The following is a 17,538-nucleotide window of genomic DNA, read 5'->3' as shown; positions in this document are numbered from 1 at the left end:
ACCGAGTTGCCTGAGGAGCGCGAGAGACATGCAGGGCACTGTGACGATGTACAGCACGACGTGGTGCGGGTACTGCCGTCGGCTCAAGAGTCAGATGGACCGGGAGGGCATCGCCTACACCGAGGTCAACATCGAGCAGGACCCCGAGTCGGCGGCCTTCGTGGAGAAGGCGAATGGCGGAAACCAGACGGTCCCGACCGTGCTTTTCGCGGACGGCAGCACGCTGACGAATCCCTCGCTGGCCCAGGTCAAGCAGAAGCTCGCGGCGTAACGCGCCCGAGCGGGTAAACGGCGGTTCCCGGGCCCGAAGCGGCTCAGGAGCCGCCGTTTCCCGTGCCGGGAGCGGTGCCGGGGGCCGTCGGCGGCTTGTCCCACACCAGCACGTACCGCCACAGCAGCCGGCGCCGGAAGCGGCAGCCCGGCAGCAGGCGGCGGGCGAGCGCGCGGACCTCGCCCCAGTGCAGCTCGGTGTCCCGCACCGGCATGCCCGCCGGGCCGCGCTTGCCGCCGCGCAGCCGGGCGTACAGCCGGCTCACCGGGAGCCCGCAGCCGCTGATCACCCAGTCCAGGAGCGTGTGGTTACGGGCCAGGCCGACGACGACCAGGCGGCCGCCGGGCGCGAGCAGCCGGGTCAGGCCGGTGATCGCCGCCGCGAACGGGGCGTGGTGGACGACGGCGACCGCGGTGACGAAGTCGTGGGCACCGAGCGAGGGGCCGTCGAGATAGTCGGCCTGTATGAAGGTCACGTTCCGGGGCGGCCCGGCCTCGCGGGCCTGGCGGATCATCTCCGGTGAGCGGTCCACGGCCGTGACCCGCTCGGCACGGGCCGCGAGCTTGCGGGCCAGGAGGCCGTCGCCGCAGCCGACGTCCAGGGCCGTGCGGCAGCCGGGCGGTACGGCGGCCAGCACGGCCCGGTGGTAGTGGACGTTGTGGTTCCCGTACGGGTCCCGGCCCACCCGTAGTTCCTCAGACGAAACTGCGTGTCGGCAGCGGCTTGCCGTACCACATCTCGATCAGGCGGGCGGCGATGGAGATGCCGAAGGGCGGCAGGACCGTGCCGGACTCGAAGGCCTCGTGCAGTTCCTGGCGGGAGAACCAGCGGGCCTCGGAGATCTCGTCGCCGTCCACATTGATCTCGGTGGTGGTGGCGCGGGCCATGAAGCCGAGCATCAGGCTGGACGGGAAGGGCCAGGGCTGGCTCGCCACGTACTCGACGCCGCCGACGGTGACGCCGACCTCCTCGGCGACCTCGCGGCGCACCGCGCGCTCGATGGACTCGCCGGGCTCCACGAAGCCGGCCAGCGTGGAGAAGCGGCCCTCCGGCCAGTGCACCTGGCGGCCGAGCAGGATCCGGTCCTCCGCGTCGGTCACGGCCATGATCACGGCGGGGTCGGTGCGCGGGTAGTGCTCGGCGCCGCAGGCCTGGCAGCGGCGGATGTGCCCGGCCGCGGCGATCACGGTCCGCTCGCCGCAGCGGGAGCAGAAGCGGTGGGTGCGCTGCCAGTTCTCCAGGCCGACCGCGTGCACCATGAGCGCGGTGTCGCGCGGGGACAGCAGCAGACCCGCCTCGCGCAGGCCCGCCGGGCGCGCGGACTGGTCGATGCGGCCGGGCAGCGCGTCCTTCTGGAGCGCGAAGTAGGCGACGCCGTCCTCGTCGATGCCGAGGAAGTAGCGGTGCGCCTCGGTGAGCGGGGCCTCGAAGGAGGGGGTCATGACGAGTTCGGTGCGGCCGTCGGCCGTCTCGTCGACGAGCACCTGGCCGCCGGAGACCACGAAACAGCGGGTCGAGGGGTGGCTCCACGCCGCCGCGAGCCAGGCCTCGTCCAGCCGGTGGTGGGCGGCGCGGTCGATGCCGCCGGTGGCGGTCAGCGAGATGGGTCGGTCGGCTGTGTCGTCGGTCCAGGTGGTCACGGGTGCTTCCAACTCCCCCAGTACGGCGGTTCTCGGTTCGGCGGGCGGTTCGGGCGGACGTGGCACGGCGTACGACGGGACTGCGTGGCGTACGACGGGACGCACCGGGTCGGGCGCGGGCGGGGCGGTGTCTCCAGTGTGCCTCCCGCCCGTGGCGCCCTTCCCCACGGCGGCGCTGGTCAGGGCGTGGGCCGCCAGTTCTCGGCCAGGTCGGCCCACAGGTAGGCGCTGGTCTCGACGCCCTTGAGGAGGAGGTCCAGCTCCACCTTCTCGTTGGGCGCGTGCCAGCCGTCGGAGGGGACGGAGATCCCCAGGAAGAGTACGGGGGTGCCGAGGACCTCCTGGAGGTCGGCGGCGGGTCCGGAGCCGCCCTCGCGGGTGAAGCGGACCGGGCCCTCGAAGGCGCGGCCCATGGCGCGGGCGACGGACTCCAGGGCCGGGTGGTCGAGCGGGGTGAGGCAGGGGCGGGTGGCCGACCCGAACTCGATCTCGCAGCGGATGCCGGCGGGCACCTGCTCGGCGGCCCAGGCGCGGACGGCCTTCTCGACGTGGTCGGGGTCCTGGCCCGCGACCAGCCGGAAGGACAGCTTCACCAGGGCGGCGGACGGGATGATCGTCTTGCTGCCGGGGCCCTGGTAGCCGCCGCCGATGCCGTTGACCTCGGCGGTCGGGCGGGCCCAGATGCGCTCCAGGGTGGTGTGCCCGGCCTCGCCCGCGGTCGCGCGGGATTTGGCGGTACGCAGCCAGCGCTCCTCGTCGAAGGGCAGCTCGGCGAAGAGTTCGCGCTCCCGGTCGGTCAGCTCCACGACACCGTCGTAGAAGCCGGGGACGGCCACCCGCCCCCGCTCGTCGTGCAGGGCGGCGACCAGGCGGGCGACGGCGGTGGCCGGGTTGGGCACGGCGCCGCCGAAGGAACCGGAGTGGATGTCCTGGTCGGGGCCGTACAGCCGGATCTCGCACTCGGCCAGGCCGCGCATGCCGGTGCACACGGTCGGGGTGTCCTCGGCCCACATGCCGGTGTCGGAGACGATCACGGCATCCGCCGCCAGGCGCCCGGCCCGCTCCTCCACCAGGGCCCGGAAGTGCGGGGAGCCGGACTCCTCCTCGCCCTCGATCAGCAGCTTCAGGTTGACCGCGGGGGCGGTGCGGCCGGTGGCGGCGAGGTGGGCGCGGACGCCGAGGGTGTGGAAGAAGACCTGGCCCTTGTCGTCGGCGGCGCCGCGCGCGTAGAGGCGGTTGCCGCGGACGACGGGCTCGAAGGGCTCGCTGTCCCAGCCGTCCTCGCGGGCGGCGGGCTGCACGTCATGGTGGCCGTAGACCAGCACGGTCGGCGCGGCCGGGTCGCCGGAGGGCCACTCGGCGAAGACGGCCGGGGCGCCCGCGGTGGGCCAGACCTCGACGGTCGGGAAGCCGGTCTCCGTCAGCTTCCCGGCCAGCCAGTCGGCGCTGCGCCGCACGTCGGGCGCGTGGCCGGGCTGGGCCGACACGGAGGGGATGCGCAGCCATGCGGCGAGGTCGTCGAGGAAGGCGGCGCGGTGCTGCTCGATGTACGTGCGGACGGCGCTGTCCGGGGTCTGGCTCATGCTCACGAGCCTATCGGCCCGCGCCCCGGTCCTCGGCGGGCGGTTCGTCACACTCGGGGGGCGCGCTGGATCACGTTCTCCTCGCTGTCGGCTGCCGTGGAGCCGCCGGTGAGCAGCCGCTCCAGCGCGGCCCGGTCCGGCAGGTCCGGGGGGCGTACGGCCTCCCCGGTGCGCACGTACAGGAACGTGGCGGTGACCGCGTCGAGCGGGACGCCCTGCTGTTCGGCCCAGGCCAGCCGGTACACGGCGAGCTGGAGCGGGTCGGCGGTGTGCTCCCGGCCGGTCTTCCAGTCCACGATCTCGTACGTCGCCGCCGCGCCCTCGCCCTCCCGGTAGACGGCGTCGATCCGGCCGCGCACGACCCGCCCGGCGAGGACGAGCTGGACCGGCTCCTCGACGCGGTACGGCGTGCGCCGGGCGTACTCGGTGCGTTCGAAGGCCTCCTTGAGCGCTTCCAGGTCCTCTTCGTCGGCGATCTCGGCGTCGGTGCCCGGCAGCTCGTCGGGTTCCAGCAGGGGCAGCGCCAGCTCCTCGTAGCGCGATTCCACCCAGGCGTGGAAGCGGGTGCCCCGGCGTGCGGCGGGCTGCGGGGGGCGCGGCATGGGGCGCGCGAGCTCCTGTGCGAGCCCGTCCGGGTCCTCGGCCAGCCGCAGCAGCTGGGTGGCGGTCAGCGTCGCGGGCAGGGGCACGTCGGTGACGGCGCGGCGGGCGAGCAGCAGCTCCCCGGCGAGCGCGTCCAGATCCCGGTCCCAGGAGGCGATCAGCCGGGCCTCCTCCGGGGTGAGGGCCGGGCGGGGGTCCGGGGCGGCGGGGGCGGCGGCCTGGTGGGGGATGGCGGGGGCGGCGCCGGGGGGCGCGTGGTGCGGCTCGGCGTCGTACGGGTCTTCGTACGGTGGCTCGTCGCAGGGCGGGGCCTCGTCGTACGGCGGTTCTTGATGCGGCTCGTCGTACGGCGGTTCCTCGTACGGCTCGTCGTACGGGGGCTCCTCCGGTGGGGGCGGCCAGTCCGGGTCCTCGGCGGCGGCCGGGTCGGCGGGGGCGGGGCCGGGGGTCCGGAGGGTGCCGAGGTGGGCGAGGACCGTCTCGGCGGCGGCGCGGCGGCGGGCGAAGGCGTCGGCGTCCAGGGGCAGCGGCCAGGCCAGGTCGGCGCCGGTCTGATGGAGGGCCGGGTTCTCCTCGTCGTCGGCGGGCTCCTCGGCCCAGACCTCGATCTCGCCGTACCCGGCGGCGCAGTGCGCGTACAGGGCCTGGAGGAAGTCGGAGGGGCCGCGCTTCTTCTTCTGGCTGGGGCCCCACCAGTGGCCGGAGCCGAGCAGGAGGGAGCGGGGGCGGGTGAAGGTGACGTAGCCGAGGCGGAGTTCCTCGGTGCGCTGGTGCTCCTTCATGGCCTCGTGGAACGCCTTCATGCCGCGCGTGTCCCAGCCGTCCACGTCGGGCAGGGTGGCGGCGTCGCCGCGCAGGGCGTGCGGCAGCACCTTGGGCTGCGCGGTCCACTTGTCGCGGCCCCGGTCGCCGGGGAAGGTGCCGGTGACCAGTCCCGGCACCGCCACGACGTCCCATTCCAGGCCCTTGGACTTGTGCGCGGTGAGCACCTTGACGGTGTTCTCGCCGCCGGGCAGGGCGTTGTCCAGGCCCTTCTCGTACTGGGCGGCGGTGCGCAGGAAGCCGAGGAAGGCGAGCAGGGTGGCCTCGCCGTCGCCCGCGGCGAAGGCGGCGGCGACGTCGAGGAAGTTGGCCAGGGTCTCGCGGCGGCGGGCGGCCAGCGCGCCGGGGGACGCCGACAGCTCCACCTCCAGGCCGGTGACGGCGAGGACGCGGTGCAGGACGTCCATCAGCGGGTCGGACAATGCGCGGCGCAGATCGCGCAGTTCGCCGGCGAGGCGGGCGAAGCGCACGCGGGCGTCCGGGGAGAACGGCAGCCCGTCCTCGTCGCCGCCGTGGGCGTCCAGGAAGGTGTCCAGGGCGTCGGCGAGCGATATCACCTCGGCCGGGTCGGTGCCCTCCACCGCGGCGGCGAGCCGGCGGTCCGGGTCGTCGGTGTCACCGGCGCCCGCGTGGGCGACGAGCAGGCGGGCGCGGCGGCCGAGCAGGGCGAGGTCGCGGGGGCCGATGCGCCAGCGGGGGCCGGTCAGCAGCCGTACCAGGCTCGCGTTGGCGCCGGGGTCCTGAAGGACCTCGCAGACGGCGACCAGGTCGGCGACCTCGGGCAGGTGCAGCAGCCCGGACAGGCCGACCACCTCGACGGGGACCTCGCGGGCGACGAGGGCGCCCTGGATCGCGGCGAAGTCGGCGGCCGTACGGCACAGCACGGCGATCTCGCCGGGTGCGGTGCCGGTGCGCACGAGGTGGGCGACGGAGTCGGCGAGCCAGTCCAGCTCCTCGGCGTGGGTGGGCAGCAGGGCGCAGCGGACCAGGCCGTCGCGCTCGGCGCCGGGGGCCGGGCGCAGCGCCTCGACGCCCGCGTGCAGGGCGCGCAGCGGGGCGGCGAGTCCGTTGGCGAGGTCGAGGAGGCGGCCGCCGCTGCGGCGGTTCTCGCTGAGCGCCTGGCGGGTGGCGGGGCGGCCGTCGGCGTGGCGGAAGTGGTCGGGGAAGTCGTCCAGGTTGGCGACGGAGGCGCCGCGCCAGCCGTAGATGGCCTGGCAGGGGTCGCCGACGGCGGTCACCGGGTGGCCGGTGCCGGCGCCGAACAGGCCCGCGAGCAGGACGCGTTGGGCGACGGAGGTGTCCTGGTACTCGTCCAGGAGGACCACCCGGAACTCCTCGCGCAGCAGGCGGCCCACCTCGGGCAGCGCCGCGAGGCGGGCGGACAGGGCGATCTGGTCGCCGAAGTCGAGCAGGTCGCGTTCGCGTTTGGCGGCGCGGTAGCGCTGGACCAGTTCGGCGAGTTCACGGCGGGCGGTCGCGGTCTCGGGGACCTTGCGCAGGTCGGCGTTGCCGAGCTTGGCGCCGTCGAGGGTGCGCAGCAGCTCCGCGTCCCAGGAGCGCAGTGTCCCCGGCTCCACCAGGTGTTCGGAGAGTTCGGAGTCGAGGGCGAGCAGGTCGCTGACGAGGTCGGCGAAGGAGCGGGTGAGGGCCGGGTAGGGGCCGGGGGCCTCGCGCAGCACGCGGGCGGCGAGCTGGTAGCGGGTGGCATCGGCGAGGAGGCGGGAGGCGGGCTCCAGGCCGATGCGCAGGCCGTGGTCGGTGAGGAGGCGGCCGGCGAAGGAGTGGTACGTGGAGATGACCGGCTCGCCCGGCGGGTTGTCCGGGTCGATCGCATCGGGGTCGGTGACGCCCGCCTTGACCAGGGCCTTGCGGACGCGTTCGGCCAGCTCGCCCGCGGCCTTGTTGGTGAAGGTCAGCCCGAGGACCTGCTCGGGGGCGACCTGTCCGGTGCCGACCAGCCAGACCACGCGGGCCGCCATGACGGTCGTCTTGCCCGACCCCGCACCGGCCACGATCACCTGCGGGGCGGGCGGCGCGGTGATGCAGGCCGTCTGCTCCGGGGTGAAGGGGATGCCGAGGAGCGCCTTGAGCTGCTCGGGATCGGTGAGAGGGGCGGGCATGTCCAAAAAGGTAGCGGGGGGCACTGACAATCCCGTGCGCGCCGATCCTCGGGGCGGGGGTCCGCGCAGGTCAGGGGCGTGGGAAGGGGTACGCGGGGTGCCGTACGTCACTCCACCACGTGCCGCCCCTCCGGGCGTGCGCTGCACGAGGCGCGGAAGGCGCAGTGGGAGCAGTGCTGGCCGGGGCTCGGGGCGAACCGCTCGTCCAGGACCTTTCCGGCGGCGGTGGCCAGCAGTTCGCCGACCCACTCCCCCGTGAGCGGCTGCTGGCTCTGCACCCTGGGCAGGGTCTCGCCGCCGTCCCGCTTGGCGGCGCCCTGCCGCAGGTGCACCAGTTCGGCGCCGCCGGGCTCGGGGCGGGCGCCGTCGAAGGCCGCGTCCACGGCGCCCTCGCGGACGGCGAGCTGGTAGACGGCGAGCTGGGGGTGGCGCTCCACCTCGCGCGCGGTGGGCGCCTGCTTGCCGGTCTTGAAGTCGACCACGTAGGCGCGGCCCTCGGCGTCCGTCTCCACCCGGTCCATCTGGCCGCGGATGCGGACCTGGTAGTCACCCGCCTCCAGGGTGACGTCGAAGTCCTGCTCGCTGGCGACGGAGGCACGGGTGGCGCGGTTCATCACGTGCCAGTTGAGAAAGCGTTCGAGTGCCGCGCGGGCGTTGTCCTTCTCCTGGTGTGACTTCCAGGGCGCGTCGAAGGCGAGCGCGTTCCACACCGAGTCCAGGCGCTCCATGAGGACGTCCAGGTCGGCCGGGGTGCGCCCGGAGGCGACCTCGTCGGCGAGGACGTGCACGACATTGCCGAAGCCCTGGGCGGTGGTGGCGGGCGCGTCGGCCTTCACCTCGCGGCCCAGGAACCACTGGAGGGCGCAGGTGTTGGCGAGCTGGTCGAGGGCGCTGCCGGACAGCACGACGGGCTGGTCGCGGTGGCGCAGCGGCACCTTGCTCTCGGTCGGCTCGAACATGCCCCACCAGCGGGAGGGGTGCGCGGCCGGTACGAGGGGGCGGTCGTCCTCGTCGGTGAGCGCGGCGAGCCGGGCCAGCCGGCGGGCGGCGGCCTCGCGCAGGGCGGGGGAGGCGTCCGGATCGACGGTGGTGGCGCGCAGCTCGGCGACCAAAGCGGCGACGGCCAGCGGGCGGCGGGGCCGGCCGGTGACGTCCCGCGGCTCGACGCCCAGCTCGGTCAGGAAGCGGGAGGGCTGGTCGCCGTCCTCGGCGGGCGCCTTCACGGCGGTGACGACCAGGCGGTCGCGCGCGCGGGTGGCGGCGGCGTAGAACAGCCTGCGCTCCTCGGCGAGCAGCGCGCCCGGAGTGAGCGGTTCGGCGAGTCCGTCGCGGCCGATGCGGTCGGCCTCCAGGAGCGAGCCCCGGCGCCTGAGGTCCGGCCACAGGCCCTCCTGGACACCGGCGACGACGACCAGGCGCCACTCCAGGCCCTTGGCGCGGTGCGCGGTCATCAGGCGGACGGCGTCGGGCCGTACCGCGCGGCGGGTCAGCGTGTCGGCGGCGATGTCCTCGGCCTCGATCTCGGCCAGGAAGTTCAGGGCGCCCCGGCCGCCGGTGCGCTCCTCGGCGCGCGCGGCGGTGGCGAACAGGGCGCATACGGCGTCCAGGTCCCGGTCGGCGTTGCGGCCGGCCGCGCCGCCGCGGCGGGCGGCGCGCTCCAGGCGGCCGGGCCAGGGGGTGCCGGTCCACAGGTCCCACAGCGCCTCCTCGGCGGTGCCGCCGTTCGCGAGGCGCTCGCGGGCCGTGCGCAGGAGTGCGCCGAGGCGCTGGGCGCCGCGGGCGTACGCCGGGTCGTGCACCGCCAGCCGCTCCGGCTCGGCGAGCGCCCGCGTGAGCAGCTCGTCCGAGGGCGGCGGCACCATGTTCCCGCCGGCCCGCTCCTCCTCCCGCAACGCCCGCCCCAGCCGGCGCAGATCGGCGGCGTCCATCCCGGCGAGCGGCGAGGCGAGCAGGGTGAGCGCGGTCTCGGTGTCGAGCCAGGGGGGCTGCTGTGCCGCGGCGTCCGGGGAATCCGGCGCTCCCGGCGCGGGCTCATCCGCGCCCCGGTCCGCCACGTCCCGGCCCCGGCCCTGGGCCCCCCGGTCCGTCTCCCCCCGCCCCCGTGCCTCCGCCGTCGCCACCGCGCGCAGGGCCGTCAGCAGGGGGGCGACCGCCGGTTCGTGGCGCAGGGGGAGGTCGTCGCCGTCGATGTCCAGGGGGACGCCCGCCGCGGTCAGCGCGCGGCGCAGGGTCGGCAGGGAGCGGGCGCCGGCGCGGACCAGGACGGCCATCTCGCGCCAGGGCAGGCCGTCCTCCAGGTGGGCGCGGCGCAGGATGTCCGCGATGTTGTCCAGCTCGGTGCCCGGCGTCGGGTACGTGCAGACCTCGACCCGGCCGCCGTCCCGCGCCGCGGCCGGCTCCCGGTGGGCGCGCACCTTGTCGGCGGGCAGCCGGGGCAGCGGCATGCGCTGGGTGATCAGCCGGGTCGCGGCCAGCAGGTTCGCGCCGGAGCGGCGGTTGGTGCGCAGCACGTGCACGGGCGCCGGTGTGCCGTCGGCGCGCGGGAAGGACTGGGGGAAGTCGAGGATGCCGTTCACGTCGGCGCCCCGGAAGGTGTAGATCGACTGGTCGGGGTCGCCGAGCGCGACCAGGGTGCGGCCGCCGCCTGCCAGGGCGTGCAGGAGCCGTACCTGGGCGGGGTCGGTGTCCTGGTACTCGTCCACGTACACGGCGTCGTACCGCCCGGCCAGGTCCGCGGCGACCTCCGGGCGGCGGGCGAGCAGGACCGCGCGGTGCACCAGCTCGGCGTAGTCGATCACGCCCTGGAGGTCGAGCACGTCCAGGTACTCGGCGAGGAACGCGGCGGCCGCGCGCCAGTCGGGGCGGCCGATGCGGCGGGCGAACGCGTCCAGGGCGTCCGGCGCGAGGCCCAGCTCGCGGCTGCGGGCGAGGACGGCGCGGACCTCGTCGGCGAAGCCGCGCGTGGTCAGGCAGGCGCGCAGTTCGTCCGGCCAGCGCACGTGGGTCAGCCCCAGCCGCTCCAGCTCGGGCTGCCCGGCCAGCAGCTCGCGGACGGTGACGTCCTGCTCGGGCCCGGAGAGCAGCCGCAGCGGCTCCACGAACAGCCCGCTGTCCTGGTGGGCGCGGACCAGGGCGTAGCTGTACGAGTGGAACGTGGTCGCGCGCGGGGCGCGGGCCGCGCCGATGCGCAGGGCCATCCGGTCGCGCAGGTCGACGGCGGCCCGGCGGCTGAACGTGAGCACCAGGAGGCGGTCCGGGTCGGCGCCGCGGGCGATCCGCGCGGCCACCGACTCGACCAGGGTCGTCGTCTTGCCGGTGCCCGGTCCCGCGAGCACGAGCAGGGGACCCGAGCGGTGGTCAACCACGGCGCGCTGGGCGGCGTCCAGAACAGGAGGAGCCGTGCGGGCCGCCGGGGTGCGGACCAGGCGGTAAGCGCCACGGCTCCCCCGCCGCGCCTCGGGGTGCGGCGGATGTCCGGTGGAGGAAGAGGAGCTCACGTGGTTGGCCGGTCCTGGTGGTCGTACTGCTGGTGGTGCGGGCGGGCGGGCGGTCACGCGCGCGGGGCGGGGTGCTCCGGGTGAGGTGGGCACGGGCCGCCGGCGCGATACCGCCGACTGTCGAACGTACGGCATGCCACGGATGTCCCGGCCATCACCCGTACGGGCTACAGGTTGCCGCCGACCGCCCCCTATGGCGGAAGCTGTCAGGTGTGACCCGTGTCCGCACCGCCGTCCCACCGAGCCCGCCGCATGTCGAGTCGCGGCAGGTGGCCCCCGGCACTCCTGCCCGCCTCGCGCAGCGGTGTGCCCTCGGCGCGGTAGTGCGCGAGCGCGCGCAGTTCGTGACCCGGCAGCAGCACCCCGTCGGACCGTACGACGCGCCACCACGGCACCGCGCCGCCGTACAGGGACATCACCCGGCCGACCTGGCGCGGGCCGCCCTCCTCCAGCCACTCGGCGACATCGCCGTACGTCATGACCCGTCCCGGCGGGATCAGCTCGGCGACCTCCAGGACCCGCTCGGCGTACTCGGGCAGGTCGTCCGGGGGCGTCTCGCGGGGTCCCGCGCCGGGGCTCTGCTCGCTCATTCGCCCCATCCTGCCGCACCCCGCCGACATCGCGGAGCGCGGTGCGGTGAACGCCCCTCTCGCCCCCGGACGGCACTTCCGGCAGACTGTGCGACCGCGCATCCGCACCCTGGCGCGCCCGTGTGTCGGTGGGGCATGCCACCATCGTGCGGGCGGTGACCGGTGATACGAGACCAAGAAGAGATCATGAATCAGCAGGGAGTGCACCCCGAGGGCGGGTCGGGCACCCCTGGCGCCGGCGCACGCCCGGACACCGGCCGTAAGGGCGAGGGCGGCCAGGACGCCCACCGGGATCCGCAGCCCGCGGAGACGGAACGCACCGAGGCGGAACGCACCGAGGGGGCGCACATCCCGCAGAACCCGCCGACCGACCGGAGCGGCTCCACAGGCGACGCGGACGACGGCGATCCGCACGCGGAACCACACGCCGACCACCAGGACCCCGTGGAGGGCGACGAGCCGCTGCTCCCCGCGCGGGTGCACCGGCCCTCGGATCTGATGCGGCTCCTGGTCGGGCTGCTCGCCATCGCGGTGCTGCTCGCCATCGCCGCGTTCGCGCACGGCACCACCTCGGGCCTCGAACAGGACATCAACAAGGGCACCGGGCAGGCCCCCGATCTGCTGATCAGATTCGCGGGGCTGGCCTCCAGCATCGCGATCCTGCTGGTCCCGGTCGCCTTCGCGATCGAACGGCTGGTCAAACGCGACGGGCTGCGCATCGCCGACGGCGTCCTCGCCGCCGTCCTGGCGCACGGGGTGACGCTCGCCACCGACCTGTGGGTCGCGCGGGCCGCGCCCGGCTCGATCCAGGACGCCCTGACCCAGCCCTCACCGGTCGACGTACACGCCCTGACCGACCCGGTGCACGGCTATCTGGCGCCCGTCATCGCCTATATGACGGCCGTCGGCATGTCCCGCCGGCCCCGCTGGCGCTCGGTGCTGTGGATCGTGCTGCTGCTCGACGCCTTCTCCATGCTGGTCACCGGCTACACGACCGCCTTCTCCATCGTCCTGACGGTGCTGATCGGCTGGTCGGTGGCGTACGGCACGCTGTACGCGGTCGGCTCCCCCAACGTCCGCCCCACCGGCCAGACCCTGATGGCCGGGCTGCGCCACGTCGGCTTCCGCCCGGTCGGCGCGGCCCGCGAGGAGGTCGTGGAGAGCGAGAACGGCGACCGGGGCCGGCGCTACTTCGTCACCCTGGAGGACGGCCCGCCGCTGGACGTCACCGTCGTGGACCGGGAGCAGCAGGCCCAGGGCTTCTTCTACCGGGCCTGGCGCAACCTCACCCTGCGCGGCTTCGCCACCCGCTCCAGCCTCCAGTCGCTGCGCCAGGCGCTGGAGCAGGAGGCGCTGCTGGCCTACGCGGCGATCGCGGCGGGCGCCAACGCGCCGAAGCTGATCGCCACCTCGGAGCTGGGCCCGGACGCGGTGATGCTGGTCTACGAGCACACCGGCGGACGCACCCTGGACGCGCTGGCGGACGAGGAGATCACCGACGAGCTGCTGCGCGGCACCTGGTCGCAGGTGCGCGCGCTCCAGTCGCGGCGCATCGCGCACCGCAGGCTGGCCGGGGACGCGATCCTGGTGAGCGACTCCGGCGAGGTGATCCTCACCGAGCTGCGCGGCGGCGAGATCGCGGCCGGCGACCTGCTGCTGCGGATGGACGTGGCCCAGCTGCTGACCACGCTGGGCCTGCGGGTCGGCGCCGAACGCGCGGTGGCCTCGGCGGTCGAGGTGCTCGGGCCGGACACGGTCGCCGACTGTCTGCCGATGCTCCAGCCGATCGCGCTCACCCGCTCCACCCGCAACACCCTGCGCCGGCTGGGCCGCGAGCGTGCCGAGCGGGAGCGGGAGGCGGTCCTGGAGGCGTCCCGGCAGGCCAAGCTGGCCCGGCTGCGGGAGGCCGCGGCGGCGAACGGGACGACGCTCACCGAGGACGCGGACACCGACGAGCAGCTCGACAGGCTCCACAAACTCGACAAGTCCGACAAGAAGGTCGTACGAGCGGAGCAGCGGGCCGAGCGGCGGGCGATCGACGAGGCCATAGAGGAGGCCCGCGAGGAGGACCTGCTCACCCAGATCCGGCACCAGGTGCTGCGCATCCGACCGCAGGCCCCGGTGCAGCCGGCCCGCCTGGAGCGGGTGCGCCCGCGCACGCTGATCAGCTTCATCGCCGGCGCGATCGGCGCGTACTTCCTGCTGACACAGCTCACCCACATCCAGTTCGGCACGCTGTTCGCGCAGGCCCAGTGGGGCTGGGTGATCGCGGCGGCGCTGTTCTCGGCGGTCAGCTATGTGGCGGCGGCGATGGCGCTGCTGGGGTTCGTGCCGGAGCGGGTGCCGTTCCCGCGGACGGTGGCGGCGCAGGTCGCCGGGTCCTTCGTGAAGATCGTGGCGCCGGCCGCGGTCGGCGGGGTGGCGCTGAACACGCGCTTCCTCCAGCGCGCGGGCGTGCGTCCGGGGCTCGCGGTGGCGAGCGTCGGCGCCTCGCAACTGTTCGGGCTCGGCTGCCACATCCTGATGCTGCTGTCCTTCGGCTATCTGACCGGCACCGAGAAGACGCCGACGCTGTCGCCGTCCCGGACCGTCATCGCGGGTCTGCTGACCGTGGCGGTGCTGGTGCTGGTGGTGACCTCGGTGCCGTTCCTGCGGAAGTTCGTGGTCACCCGCGTCAGGTCGCTGTTCGCCGGAGTCGTGCCGCGCATGCTCGATGTGCTCCAGCGGCCGCAGAAGCTGGTCACCGGCATCGGCGGCATGCTGCTGCTGACCGCCTGCTTCGTCATGTGCCTCGACGCCTCCGTGCGGGCCTTCGGCGACGGCACCACCTCGCTGAGCATCGCCAGCGTCGCGGTCGTCTTCCTCGCCGGCAACGCGCTCGGTTCGGCGGCGCCCACCCCCGGCGGTGTGGGCGCGGTCGAGGCCAGCCTCACCCTCGGCCTGATCGCCTTCGGGCTGCCCAAGGAGGTCGCGGCCCCCGCCGTCCTGCTGTTCCGGCTGATGACGCTGTGGCTGCCGGTGCTGCCGGGGTGGCTGGCCTTCAATCACCTGACCCGTAAGGGAGCCCTGTAGATCACCGGGCGCCCCGCAGGCGAGCCCCGTAGGCCGTCGCGGGGGCGTGCGCGGGAGCGTCGTACCTCGTACGGCCCGCGCCCCGCGCGGCCCGGCGTGCGCGCCCGCAGGATGGGGACATGGCCTTTCCCTCCCGGCTGCGAGCCGCCGCTCCCCCCTGGCCGCGTACCACCGCCCTGACGACGGCCGCCGTGCTGCTGGCCGCCCTGCTGGCGGGCTGCGGTGACGACGATGTCCGCACCGGCGTCGGCGCGTCCCTGACGTCCCTCACGACGCAGACGCTGGACTGGACGGCCTGCCCGGCCCCGAGCGAGGCGGAGGGCGGCGGGGGCGCGCCCTCGCCGCTGCCGAACGGCACCACCTGGGAGTGCGCCACCATGCGGGCGCCCCTGGACTGGAGCAGGCCGCGGGGGTCCACCATCGGCATCGCCCTGATCCGGGCCAGGGCCAGCGGTCCGGCGAGCGAGCGGATCGGCTCGCTGATCTTCAACTTCGGCGGGCCCGGCGGCAGCGGCGTCACCGCGCTGCCCGCGTTCGCCCAGGACTACGCGACCCTGCGCACCCGCTACGACCTGGTCAGCTTCGATCCGCGCGGGGTGGGCCGCAGCGCGCCGGTGAAGTGCAAGACGGACGCCCAGCTCGACACGTTCTTCCAGCAGGACGCGACCCCGGACAACGCGACCGAGCGCAGCCGACTCGTCCAGCGCACCCGGAACTTCAACGCGGGCTGCGAACGCGACTCCGGGCAGGTGCTGCCGCATGTGCGCACCACCGACGCGGCCCGCGACATCGACCTGATGCGGCGGGTGCTCGGCGACCGAAAGCTGCACTACTTCGGCATCTCGTACGGCACCCAACTCGGCGGAGTCTACGCCCACTTGTTCCCCACGCACGTCGGGCGGGCGGTGTTCGACGGGGTGGTGGACCCCACCCAGGACCCCGAGCAGAGCGCGCTCGGCCAGGCGAAGGGCTTCCAGCTCGCGCTCGGCAACTTCGCCGAGGACTGCGTCTCCAAGCCGGACGGCTGTCCGATCGGCGACACCCGGCAGGACGTCGAGAACCGCATCGCGAAACTCCTGGCCGACCTGGAGAAGAAGCCCATTCCGGGCATCGCCCCGCGCCTGCTCACCCAGACCGCGGCGACCAACGGCATCGCGCAGTCCCTGTACTCCAAGGACTTCTGGGAGTACCTCACCGAGGGCCTGGAGCAGGCGTACGACGGTGACGGCAAGGTGCTGATGGTGCTGTCCGACGCGATGAACGGCCGCGACGAGAACGGCCACTACAGCAACATCACCTCGGCCAACGTGGCGATCAACTGCGCGGACGAGAAGCCCCGTTACACCGTCGCCGACGTCCAGCGCGTGCTCCCCGCGTTCCGCGCCGCCTCGCCGCTGTTCGGGGACTTCCTGGCCTGGGGCATGATCGGCTGCACCGACTGGGCCGTGCCCGGCGCCGCCGACCACCCCGATGTCAGCGCCCCCGGCGCGGCGCCGATCCTGGTCGTCGGCAACACGGGCGACCCCGCCACCCCCTACGAGGGCGCGCGGCGGATGGCGGAGGCCCTCGGCAAGGGCGTCGGCGTCCAGCTGACGTTCAAGGGCCAGGGGCACGGGGCGTACGACAGCAAGGACCCGTGTGTGCAGAGCAAGGTGAACGCGTACCTGCTCGACGGGACGATCCCGAAGGCGGGCGCGGTCTGCGCCTGAGCCGTACGCGAGCCGGCCCGGAAGGGGAAACCCCTCCGGTCCGGCCGGCGCCCGCGCCCCCGCCGGGTCACACCGTGCCGAGCGCCCCGCGCAGCACGGCGACGGCCTGGGCGATGGCGGCCTCGGCGGCGCGGGTCCCGCGCAGCGCGTCGAGCATCACGAAGTCGTGGATGATGCCCTGGTAGCGCACGGCGGTCACCGGCACCCCGGCGGCCCGCAGCCGGGCGGCGTACGCCTCGCCCTCGTCCCGCAGCACATCGGCCTCACCGGTGATGACCAGCGCCGGGGGCAGCCCGGTGAGCTGCTCGGTGGTGGCGCGCAGCGGCGACGCGGTGATCTCGGCGCGCTGCTGCTCGTCGGTCGTGTACTGGTCCCAGAACCACCGCATGGCGTCGCGGCGCAGGAAGTAGCCCTCGGCGAACCGGTGGTACGACGGGGTGTCGAAGGACGCGTCGGTGACCGGGTAGAACAGCACCTGCTGGACCAGCGGGACGTCGCCGCGCTCCTTGGCCATCAGGGTGAGCGCCGCCGCCATGTTGCCGCCGACGGAGTCGCCCGCGACCGCGATCCGGGCGGCGTCCAGGCCGCGCGCGGCGCCCTCGCGGACGACCCACTGGGCGACGGCGTAGTTCTGCTCGATGGCGACCGGGTAGCGGGCCTCGGGCGAGAGGTCGTACTCGGGGAAGACGACGGCCGCGCGGGCGCCGACGGCCAGTTCGCGGACCAGGCGGTCGTGGGTGTGCGCGTTGCCGAACACCCAGCCGGCGCCGTGGAGGTAGACGATCACCGGGAGGGTGCCGGTGACCCCGGCCGGGCGGACGATACGGGCGCGGACGGAGCCGGTGGGCCCGCCCTGCACGTTCACCCACTCCTCGTCGACAGACGGCTTCCCGCTCCCCCCGGACTGCACCTCGTCGACGGCCTTGCGGCCCTCGACCGGGCCGAGGTCGAAGAGGTACGGCGGGTTCGCGGTGGCCTCGGCGAAGGCGGCGGCGGCCGGCTCCAGCACCGGGCGGGCGGTGGTCTCGGACGTCTCGAACATCTCGGACATGAGGAGCTCCTGGCTGTCGGGCCGGCGGCCGGATCGGCCAGGCGGCGGTACGACAAGGAAGGTAGCACTCGATTTAGTTGTGCACAACTATCTAGCGGCAGGACGGACCGAGGGCGGCAAAAAGCCCGCGGCCCTGAACTCGGTTCAGGGCCGCGGGCTTTGGAGCGGAGGTCGGTCAGTAGACGCCGATGGTCATCAGCGCCTCACCGCTGTTGGCGTCCTTGGCGAGCTCGCCCGTCTACCGGTCGCGGACCTTCGACTCAGGGGCCTCGGTGAGGTGAGGAGGATCGTTGCTCCGGAGGTCTCCACGCGGATGGTGCGCAAGGCACACTCCTATCTACTCGTCTATACAAGATGGGTACTGCGAACCCCTTGATCGGGATCGCGGAATCACCTTGCCATACAACTCGCCCACTCGTCTATACGAGTAAGCGTGTTGGGGGGTACGAGTTCGGGAGGACGTCCCCGCGCACCACCGCAAATCGTGACGATCAGGTCGCCGGAAGCTGATACGAGAGGACGTAGGCGTCCGCCGCCATCACCGTGTCGCAGACCTCGACGGCCCGCCCCTCGGTGTCGA

Annotated in this window: 10 protein-coding genes and 2 pseudogenes; 3 read left to right on the top strand and 9 right to left on the bottom strand. The window is 74.3% G+C overall.

Annotated features, from left to right (window positions below; genetic code table 11):
* The first annotated feature begins 28 nt into the window (after window positions 1–28).
* Window positions 29–271 carry a mycoredoxin gene (locus tag AC069R_RS26625; RefSeq protein WP_478769333.1) on the top strand — a complete coding sequence of 81 codons (243 nt, stop codon included), beginning with the start codon at window positions 29–31 and terminating at the stop codon, window positions 269–271.
* A 43-nt stretch (window positions 272–314) separates the two neighbouring features.
* On the opposite strand, the gene AC069R_RS26620 is transcribed toward AC069R_RS26625, so the two are convergent.
* The 6 genes from AC069R_RS26620 to AC069R_RS26595 form a co-directional block, all read right to left on the bottom strand.
* Window positions 315–956, bottom strand: a complete 642-nt coding sequence (locus AC069R_RS26620) for a class I SAM-dependent methyltransferase (protein ID WP_478769332.1) — start codon at window positions 954–956, stop codon at window positions 315–317.
* Window positions 957–966: 10 nt separating this feature from the next.
* Complete coding sequence (nudC, locus tag AC069R_RS26615) at window positions 967–1,911, bottom strand: NAD(+) diphosphatase (protein ID WP_478769331.1); 945 nt, start codon at window positions 1,909–1,911, stop codon at window positions 967–969.
* Window positions 1,912–2,090: 179 nt separating this feature from the next.
* Window positions 2,091–3,494: a dipeptidase gene (locus AC069R_RS26610; RefSeq protein ID WP_478769330.1), complete on the bottom strand. Its 1,404-nt coding sequence runs from the start codon at window positions 3,492–3,494 to the stop codon at window positions 2,091–2,093.
* A 47-nt stretch (window positions 3,495–3,541) separates the two neighbouring features.
* The gene (locus tag AC069R_RS26605) at window positions 3,542–7,039 is read right to left on the bottom strand and encodes a UvrD-helicase domain-containing protein (protein WP_478769329.1); all 3,498 of its coding nucleotides are present in this window, start codon (window positions 7,037–7,039) and stop codon (window positions 3,542–3,544) included.
* A 107-nt stretch (window positions 7,040–7,146) separates the two neighbouring features.
* Window positions 7,147–10,536, bottom strand: a complete 3,390-nt coding sequence (locus AC069R_RS26600) for an ATP-dependent helicase (protein ID WP_478769328.1) — start codon at window positions 10,534–10,536, stop codon at window positions 7,147–7,149.
* Window positions 10,537–10,742: 206 nt separating this feature from the next.
* Window positions 10,743–11,126, bottom strand: a complete 384-nt coding sequence (locus tag AC069R_RS26595; RefSeq protein ID WP_478769327.1) for an MGMT family protein — start codon at window positions 11,124–11,126, stop codon at window positions 10,743–10,745.
* Between the two features lie 186 nt (window positions 11,127–11,312).
* On the opposite strand from AC069R_RS26595, the gene AC069R_RS26590 reads away from it, so the two are divergent.
* Together AC069R_RS26590 and AC069R_RS26585 are read left to right on the top strand one after the other, a co-directional pair.
* Window positions 11,313–14,198, top strand: coding sequence for a lysylphosphatidylglycerol synthase transmembrane domain-containing protein (locus AC069R_RS26590; RefSeq protein WP_478769326.1), 2,886 nt, complete (start codon window positions 11,313–11,315; stop codon window positions 14,196–14,198).
* 119 nt (window positions 14,199–14,317) lie between these two features.
* A complete protein-coding gene (locus AC069R_RS26585; protein WP_478769325.1) occupies window positions 14,318–15,907 on the top strand; it encodes an alpha/beta hydrolase in 1,590 nt (529 codons plus the stop codon).
* A gap of 67 nt (window positions 15,908–15,974) precedes the next feature.
* On the opposite strand, the gene AC069R_RS26580 is transcribed toward AC069R_RS26585, so the two are convergent.
* The 3 genes and pseudogenes from AC069R_RS26580 to AC069R_RS26570 form a co-directional block, all read right to left on the bottom strand.
* Window positions 15,975–16,958 (bottom strand): alpha/beta hydrolase, encoded by a 984-nt coding sequence (locus AC069R_RS26580; RefSeq protein WP_478769324.1) that lies wholly within the window; start codon window positions 16,956–16,958, stop codon window positions 15,975–15,977.
* 241 nt (window positions 16,959–17,199) lie between these two features.
* A pseudogene (locus AC069R_RS26575) lies at window positions 17,200–17,282 on the bottom strand (SCO3933 family regulatory protein); the annotation flags it as partial.
* A 167-nt stretch (window positions 17,283–17,449) separates the two neighbouring features.
* Window positions 17,450–17,538 (bottom strand): annotated as a pseudogene (locus AC069R_RS26570) (GntR family transcriptional regulator); the annotation flags it as partial.

The organism is Streptomyces sp. NPDC043952 (genome assembly GCF_056435325.1).
The sequence above is the reverse complement of the archived record's forward strand: the minus strand, read 5'-3'. Positions and strand labels throughout refer to the sequence as shown.